Genomic DNA, 7,830 nt, shown 5'->3' with positions numbered 1-7,830 from the left:
CCATGTGAACCATTCCATAGCCGACTCCGTGGCCTTCGCCATCCATACCCGCATGGGCACCGTGGTCCACACCGGAGACTTCAAGATCGACTCCACTCCCATCGACGGGGAGGTCATCGACCTGGCCCGGTTCGGTGCCCTGGGCAAGGAGGGTGTCCTGGCCCTGCTGGCGGACTCCACCAACGTGGAGCGCCCGGGCTATACCATGAGCGAGCGCACCGTGGGCAAGACGTTTATCCGGCAGTTCACCGGGTGCAAAAAGCGCATTATCGTCACCACCTTCGCCAGCAATGTCCACCGCATCCAGCAGGTCATCGACGCCGCCGCCGCCTGCGGGCGGAAGGTGGCCGTCACCGGCCGCAGCATGGAGAACATCATGAAGGTGTCCACGGAGCTGGGGTATATGAAGGTGCCCAAGAACACCCTGATGGACATCAACCGCATCAAGGGCCTGCCGCCCCAGCAGCAGGTCATCATCACCACCGGCAGCCAGGGCGAGGAAATGAGCGCCCTGTACCGCATGGCCTTCTCCACCCATAAGCAGATCGACATCGGCCCCCAGGACAAGGTCATTATTTCCGCCTCCGCCATTCCCGGCAATGAGGTGACGGTGGGCCGGGTCATCAACGAGCTGTTCCGCAAGGGGGCCGACGTGGTGTATGACAAGGCGGACATGCTGCATGTGTCCGGCCACGCCTGCCAGGAGGAGCTGAAGATCATCCACGCCCTGACCAAGCCCCGGTTCTTCATCCCTCTGCACGGCGAGCAGCGGATGCTGCAGATTCACAAGCGGGTGGCGGAGTCCATGGGCATGGATCCCAACAGCATCTGCGTGGCTGAAAACGGCTCCGTTATCGAGCTGACCACCAAGCACATGAAGTGCGAGACGTCCGTTCCCGCCGGAGAGGTGTTTGTGGACGGCTCCGGCGTGGGCGATGTGGGGGCCGTGGTCCTCAACGACCGGAAGCTCCTGGCCGAGGACGGCATGGTGGTCATCGTGCTGCCCATGTCCTCCCACGACCATCGGCTGCTGTGCCAGCCGGAGATCGTCACCCGGGGCTTTGTATATGTCAAGGAATCCGAGGAGCTTTTGCAGGAGCTGCGGGACATCTCCGAGAACGCCGTGGACGGCATGTCTGCCCGGCGGCGGAAGGACCAGGGCGAGGTGTGCAAGACCGTCCGCGCTGCCGTCAGCAGCTATCTGTTCAAGCATACCAAGCGCAGCCCCATGGTGATTCCCATGGTGACCATGCTGTGAGCGCAAGATGATGTGTATTTAGTGCAATATAATGACAAAACCCCTTCCGCTGCTGCGGAGGGGGTTTTGTGCTGGGGGGAGCTCTGCCCCTCCCACTTTGCTATGCGGTTTATTCCCGGGGAGCATCCGGCGCTTCCGGGGGTTCCGGCGACGGAGAAGTCTCCCCGGCGATGGTGGGGATAAAGGCCCGTGCGATCTTTCCCCGGCCCCGGTGCTTGACATAAAAGTATCCGATGGCGCTGAACACCACGGCGCCGATGAAGTTTACGAATAGGTCCGCCATGGTGTCGTACAGGCCAATGTCCAGATACCCGTCGAAGCCCAGGTCCCGGCCGTTGACGGCCACGGAGGTGATATCGTCGATGGTGACGGGGATGTTGCTGTTGGTGGGGTCCAGCATCACAGAGGTGACGGAGTGGACAATGGTGTCCTTCTGCATGTCCATGTGGAACACCCGGTCCATGCCAAACTCGAAAAACTCCCACAGAACGCCCACGGTCATGGAAAAGCAGAAGGCGGCCAGGGCCACATATACCGGCGACAGCTGGAATTTGATGCGGCTGTTGCGGTTGAGGATATCGATCAGAGCAAAGCCTGTGGCGGCGCAGAGAAAGCCGGTGGTGGTGTGGAGCATGGAGTCCCAGTGGGGGTAGGTGATGAAATAGCAGCCCAGCTCACCCAGAATTTCCGCCGCGAAGATGAACAGCAGGATGATGATCTCCAGGGTGGAGGGCAGCTCAATGCCGAAGTTCTGCTGGATGAAAAACGGCAGCATGAACAGCACCAGCACCAGCAGGCAGATAAACGCGCTTTCATACTCCTGCCGGATGATGGAGGACACCAGGGTGCCGATAACGATAAGACGCAGCACCAGATATACGGCAAACACAGCCGGCTGACGGCGGATGATGGGACCCAGGTCCCGGAGGTTATGACGGGGCGGCTTGGGGGGATGTTTCATAACGGATTCCTTTCTCGTTGTGGTGTTGGCCTGATAGACAAAGAGCCGCAAAACTCGACGGTTCTGCGGCTCACTGGTACCCCCGACCAGACTCTAACTGGTGGCCTACCGCTTAGGAGTTCAGCCCGTGGGCTGCAAGAATGGGTCTAACTGTTACTGATAAGTCCCTATTTTCAAGGCTTTTCAGAACTATATCCATTCAAATGTATCTCTGTGTTATCGCTAATTATCGGGCATTTTAGACTCTAGAATTAGCGTGAAATTAGCAGAGAGGACTCAAGACGGGTGGCGACAGGATGTCAAAACCGGTCTATAATCATATCGACCTTTACTCGCTGTTACTGATAGTGATATGGGTATTATACTCGTCATTATTCTGCGTTTCAATAGGCATAAAGAAATAAGCGGCACGAATTCTTCAACTCGTACCGCTTGGTATTTATGTTTCGGATTTCAGAAGTGCATCTTTGAGCATCGCACATAGTTGCGGATTTGCAAGCAACTGGGCAATCAGATTACTATCGGAGGCTGAAGGTATATCGACTGGTTCCTGCTGCTCAAGCTCCTTGGTCTGCGGCTTGTAGAAAGCCTCCTCAAACCTTTGAGCGTTTAGTCGTCTGTCATCGTCCAAGATGTGAGAGTAAACATCGGCTACCATCTTTACCTGAGCGTGTCCGGAGTCGCCCTGAACGGACTTCATATCGCCGCCGTTGAGTTTCAGCTTATAGGTGATACTGGAGTGTCTAAGACTGTGAAAGACCACAGGAGGCAAGTCGTTGCCTTTAATCAGTTTTGATAGCCCACGGTTGATTACAGAACCTTCCATTGGTCTGCCGTTGGGATTACAGAATACAAGGTTGTAGTCAATAAATTCATCTCCAAACAGCTCTTTGTAATTTGATCATTATGTGATCTCCTTTGAATTTTTGAATTTGGGTGAAAGTCAAAAATTCGGAGATCACGGGTATTGAGCGATGTAGCAGAGCCAGCCGTATAACATAAAAAGGGCTTCCTTTCAGAGATTTCTCTGCCGGAAGCCCTTGTGTTCGGTTGTTCTTGCCGAAAAAAAGAAGCCACCGGCCCTACAGACTAAGCCTGTGGCTTACTGTCTTGTCGGTGGCCTCTCATGTCTGCATATGCAAGTTTGGTTTAACCAACCGAAGTGTTCAAAGCAAGTGACCTGAAGATGGAATTACGTAGCCTATTTCATCTCAACCATTTCGTCGTTTTGCCGTATTCAGTTTTTTGGTATTAGCCGTATCGGACTTGATCCGCTGGGGCATAAAGGTCAATCTTATCGTGCCTGCGTCCTTTTTGCACTCGAACAGCTACTGTCCCGCACTTGGGACATTCATATTTGATCTTGCCTTCCTCATTCCGAAAACCATACTGTAATTGCCCGCAATTGGAGCAATACATCGAGATCGGTGTCCAATTATCATTTGTCATCTCATCACCTCATCAAGTTCCTTTTTTTTACTTCCAACGCAGAAATTTCTACGAAACGCTTGACGAACTTTAATTCGCGGTGTATTATAATACTACGAACTCGGATTCGTGTCGTGGATAAAGTATAACACGAACTGATATTCGTGTCAACAGAGAGCAGCGAATAAAAGTTCGTGTTCGAGAAAATATCAAAAATCATCAGAAGGGGTATGGATATGAAATTCAGTGAAAGGCTCAAGCATTTCCGGGAAAGTAAAGGACTGACACAGGCGCAGCTCGCAGAGCATTCCGGAATCTCTACTCGTATGATTCAAAAGTATGAGGGAGGTGTTTCCCGTCCCCGTTACGATGCGGCAGAAAAGCTGGCCGCAGCACTTGAAGTTCCTGTCGGAGAGCTTATGGGGTCTGCTGATTTGTTTGTGACGCAAGCGGCAGCGCAGTACGGTTCCAGAGGCGCAAAGCAGGCGCAGCAGCTCACCGAGGAAGTAACCGGCCTTTTTGCCGGTGGCGAGATGGCTCAGGAAGATATGGATGTGATGATGCAGGCTATTCAGGAAGCCTATTGGATCGCCAAGAAAAAGAATCAGAAATACACCCCGAAAAAGTATCGTTCTAAAGAAAATGCCGATTGAGTCCCGATTAAGGGACACATTCCGTGATAGAATGATACTCAGGAAGAACAAAAAGGGGTGGAGCCGATGTATGTAAGCACTTCGGAAATCGTACAAAAAGCAAACTCCATTGTGGCTCAGTGCGGGACTCGTGATCCTCTTCGAATAGCACGGGATTTAGGAATAGAGGTAAGATATTACCCTTTCAAGGAACAGCGAGGAGCCTACAAGGTGATGATGCGGAATCGTTTCATCTTCCTTAAAAATGATCTGCATCCTGTTATGGAGAACATTGTCCTATTGCACGAGATTGGGCACGACTCATTGCATAGAGATGAAGCTACGAAGGCTGGTGGTTTCAAGGAATTTGAGATATTCAATATGCGGGACAATCGGATGGAGTATGAAGCCAACCTGTTCGCTGCTCAGATTTCCTTGCCGGATGAGGATTTCCTTGAACTGGCCGAAAGAGGATATGACACGCAACAGATTGCCCGGACGCTATGCTCGGACATCAACCTTGTTGCACTCAAAGGGGATACCCTGATCTCTCAAGGCTATCGACTGCGGCGTCAAGAATATCAAAACCGATTTTTAAAATAAGAGAGCGGAGGACTCCACAATGTTGATGAACAACAACGACTACATTAAAATCGTAGAAAATATTAAGGGCGAAATCCGTGAGGCACAGTACAAGGCAACGCTCCATGTAAATCAGGAACTAATTATGCTCTATTACCATATTGGGCAGGTTATCAACGAGCATAAGACATGGGGCAGTAAATTCATTGAGAATCTTGCTGCCGACATCCATATGTCCTTTCCAAATGTCACAGGCTATTCTGCACGCAACCTGAAATACATGGCAAAGCTTGCAGCGACATATCCTGATGAAAAATTTGTGCAACAGGCTGTTGCACAAATTCCATGGGGTCATACTACGGTTCTTCTGGATAAATTTTCGGACAATACAATTCGGAACTGGTATCTTAGCAAAACGATTGAAAATGGCTGGTCAAGGAATGTCCTGATACATCAGATTGAAAGTAGGCTATACGAGAGACAGGTCGTTGCTGGGAAAGTATCAAACTTTGAACACCGCCTTGCTTCGCCACAGAGCGAGTTGGCGGTGCAGACGATGAAAGACCCGTACATCTTTGATTTTATCCCATTCAGCGAAGATATGCTCGAACGTGACATAGAAAACGCTTTGGTCAAAGATGTCACTAAGCTGCTTCTAGAGCTTGGTACCGGCTTTGCATTTCTCGGCAATCAGTATCATCTGAATGTCGGAGGCGATGATTTCTATATTGATCTTCTGTTTTACAACCTAAATCTGCGCTGCTATGTGGTGATTGAGCTAAAAACCGGTGAGTTTAAGCCGGAGTACGCAGGACAACTCAATTTCTATCTGTCTGCGGTAGACGGCATCATCAAGCACCCGGAGGATAACCCCTCTATCGGACTGCTGCTTTGTAAGAGCAAGAACGACCTCGTTGCCGAATACGCTTTGAAGGATATGTCCAAGCCCATCGGCGTCAGCGAATACAAGATTACAAGCAGCCTGCCGGAGAATTTGAGCAAGCAGCTACCGTCTATTGAGGATATTCAAAAGCGTATCAAGAAATAAGTATTTGAGGCACTGGAGAACCTATATGGAAACTTATACTCTCAATACTACCGATTATGATTATCGAATATTGCAGCACGAAGGTTTCGGCGGAATATGTAAATATATTGCCACACCGAAAAAAGCAGGCAGGCCAAAGCTGCTTATCAAGCACGAAAACATACAGTCAGCCTGCAATGCGTTTATGGTTAGCAGGTTTGCCGACCTGTGTGGTGTGTTTACGCCGAGAGCTTATCTTATGAGCAAGGCCGGTGAAACCAGACGGTTGTTCCCGATGCACCCATTTATCGTGGGCATCGAATGGATCGAGGATTTTTCGCCGGTCGATTATGACAAGGTAAAGGCGTCTCCGGTATTGCTCCAACAATATCTGGACAGTATGGCTCTATATGCTATGTTCTGCCGGATTTCGGATACCCCGCAGTTTGCGTATTCTCCGTCAAAGGGCGTTTTCGCCTATGATTGGGATGAAGCATTCGATGTGACAGACTTCATCATCAAACTGAGTCTGTATGACAGCGAAGCAGGGACAGAGCAACTGAGGAAGATGCTCCAACAGTTCTCACAGTATCCCTTTGAAAACGATGCAGAGTTATGCTTGCAAAGCGTAGCCGAACGCCTGAACGCCAATATAAACGACTTTCGACCGGGGTTTATGCAGACGATGCACCGCTTTTCGAAAATACCAGAAAATAAAATATCGATACTCACAGATGTTCTTTCTGGTATCTATCCGATTCCGCTGGTCGTTTACTACGAAGAATATATCAGGATACTTCAAATTAAGACAAAAGGCTATCTATGAAGGAAGTTAGCAAAATTTGACGCTTACGCATATACCACATGAAACAAAATCTGAAAATAGTGGATTAAGAATGATTATGTTACAGTTTTTCCGATTATTGCTTACAGAGCTAAATGATTAGCCTCCACATTATTAAAATCAACTTTCGTGATATAATTTCCGACTATTTTTATCAGTATTATTTTACCTCTTTACAACAAGGGTACATTGTAGTTTTTCAACAATTTTTTTAACGTCATCTGCGGATACATAAAACTGAATAGCATAAGGCTGATGTTCAAAGATAGGAATAATTGTGTTTCCCAAAAATAGTACTTTTCTTGCAATGCAAGCAATAGAAATTCGTTCATCTGAAACGAAATAGGATACACAAATTTCACTATTTTCCTGTAGACTAAATCGAGCAGAATACAGTACCCTATCACGATATTCACAGTTTAATATTTCAACTACATTTTCGCCATCATATCTATCAATGCGAATAACCACATCCTTATATAGAATACTTTTGCCCATTTTATTTCTTAGATTGAGCAAATATAGGCAAGGAACAATTAGAGCCAAAAAAGCAAAGTTGCCCAAGAGCACTTCACATATCATTGTAAGAGCAAACGCAACCAGCCCAATTGTAAGCCATGTCTTCTTCGCGATTTCCTTTTTATTTCTTTTGACAGCAATCTTTCCGATTATCTCCATACAAAAACTCCTTCGAACCATAATTACAACTAAGGGTACCAACATCTTAAGTATGCTGGTACCCCGTTGTTGCAATCCAGATGTTAGTTGCCAGCAAGCTGCTGATCCAACTCAATGATCTTGTCTTTGCACTGGTTGATGTAGTCTCTGAAGTCCTCAACAGCCTTCGGTACAGTATTGGTGAGAAGGCCCTGATACTGATCTTCATAGACTGAACGCGCCTTATCATAAGCAGCGCCTTCCCAGTAGTTAGGCAGTTCATTCATGGAGTCGTTAACCTGCTTTGCAGCAGCATTGAGATCCTCAATTGCCTGGTTAACCTTAGAGATACATGCCTCGATACCAGCTCTTTCTACGCGTGTTGCCATTGTGTGTGTCATCCTTTCTAATGATATTTTTATGTAAAACCTTTCGGCTTTG

8 protein-coding genes and 1 pseudogene are annotated in these 7,830 nt (G+C 48.4%); 5 read left to right on the top strand and 4 right to left on the bottom strand.

What is annotated here, in order from left to right; all coding sequences use genetic code 11:
- On the top strand, positions 1-1,258 hold a 1,258-nt coding region (locus QZ135_RS18345), incomplete at its 5' end, for a ribonuclease J (RefSeq protein WP_294612604.1).
- A gap of 109 nt (positions 1,259-1,367) precedes the next feature.
- Here the strand turns inward: QZ135_RS18345 and QZ135_RS18340 are convergent.
- Complete coding sequence (locus tag QZ135_RS18340) at positions 1,368-2,219, bottom strand: hypothetical protein (protein ID WP_294612602.1); 852 nt, start codon at positions 2,217-2,219, stop codon at positions 1,368-1,370.
- 439 nt (positions 2,220-2,658) lie between these two features.
- A pseudogene (locus QZ135_RS18335) lies at positions 2,659-3,108 on the bottom strand (tyrosine-type recombinase/integrase); the annotation flags it as partial.
- Positions 3,109-3,877: 769 nt separating this feature from the next.
- Here QZ135_RS18335 and QZ135_RS18330 point away from each other — a divergent pair.
- The 4 genes from QZ135_RS18330 to QZ135_RS18315 all read left to right on the top strand — a co-directional run bounded on the left by QZ135_RS18330 (position 3,878) and on the right by QZ135_RS18315 (position 6,714).
- Positions 3,878-4,300: a helix-turn-helix domain-containing protein gene (locus QZ135_RS18330; protein ID WP_294612600.1), complete on the top strand. Its 423-nt coding sequence runs from the start codon at positions 3,878-3,880 to the stop codon at positions 4,298-4,300.
- Positions 4,301-4,366: 66 nt separating this feature from the next.
- Positions 4,367-4,882 (top strand): ImmA/IrrE family metallo-endopeptidase, encoded by a 516-nt coding sequence (locus tag QZ135_RS18325; protein ID WP_294612597.1) that lies wholly within the window; start codon positions 4,367-4,369, stop codon positions 4,880-4,882.
- A 25-nt stretch (positions 4,883-4,907) separates the two neighbouring features.
- Positions 4,908-5,909: a PDDEXK nuclease domain-containing protein gene (locus QZ135_RS18320; RefSeq protein WP_294612594.1), complete on the top strand. Its 1,002-nt coding sequence runs from the start codon at positions 4,908-4,910 to the stop codon at positions 5,907-5,909.
- 25 nt (positions 5,910-5,934) lie between these two features.
- Positions 5,935-6,714 (top strand): hypothetical protein, encoded by a 780-nt coding sequence (locus tag QZ135_RS18315; RefSeq protein ID WP_294612590.1) that lies wholly within the window; start codon positions 5,935-5,937, stop codon positions 6,712-6,714.
- Positions 6,715-6,897: 183 nt separating this feature from the next.
- Here the strand turns inward: QZ135_RS18315 and QZ135_RS18310 are convergent, their stop codons facing one another.
- Complete coding sequence (locus QZ135_RS18310) at positions 6,898-7,410, bottom strand: hypothetical protein (protein WP_294612587.1); 513 nt, start codon at positions 7,408-7,410, stop codon at positions 6,898-6,900.
- An 83-nt stretch (positions 7,411-7,493) separates the two neighbouring features.
- A complete protein-coding gene (locus QZ135_RS18305) occupies positions 7,494-7,778 on the bottom strand; it encodes a hypothetical protein (protein WP_294612584.1) in 285 nt (94 codons plus the stop codon).
- Positions 7,779-7,830 lie beyond the last annotated feature (52 nt).

Source organism: uncultured Bacteroides sp., from assembly GCF_905207245.1.
GTDB lineage: Bacteria > Bacteroidota > Bacteroidia > Bacteroidales > Bacteroidaceae > Bacteroides.
The sequence above is the reverse complement of the archived record's forward strand: the minus strand, read 5'-3'. Positions and strand labels throughout refer to the sequence as shown.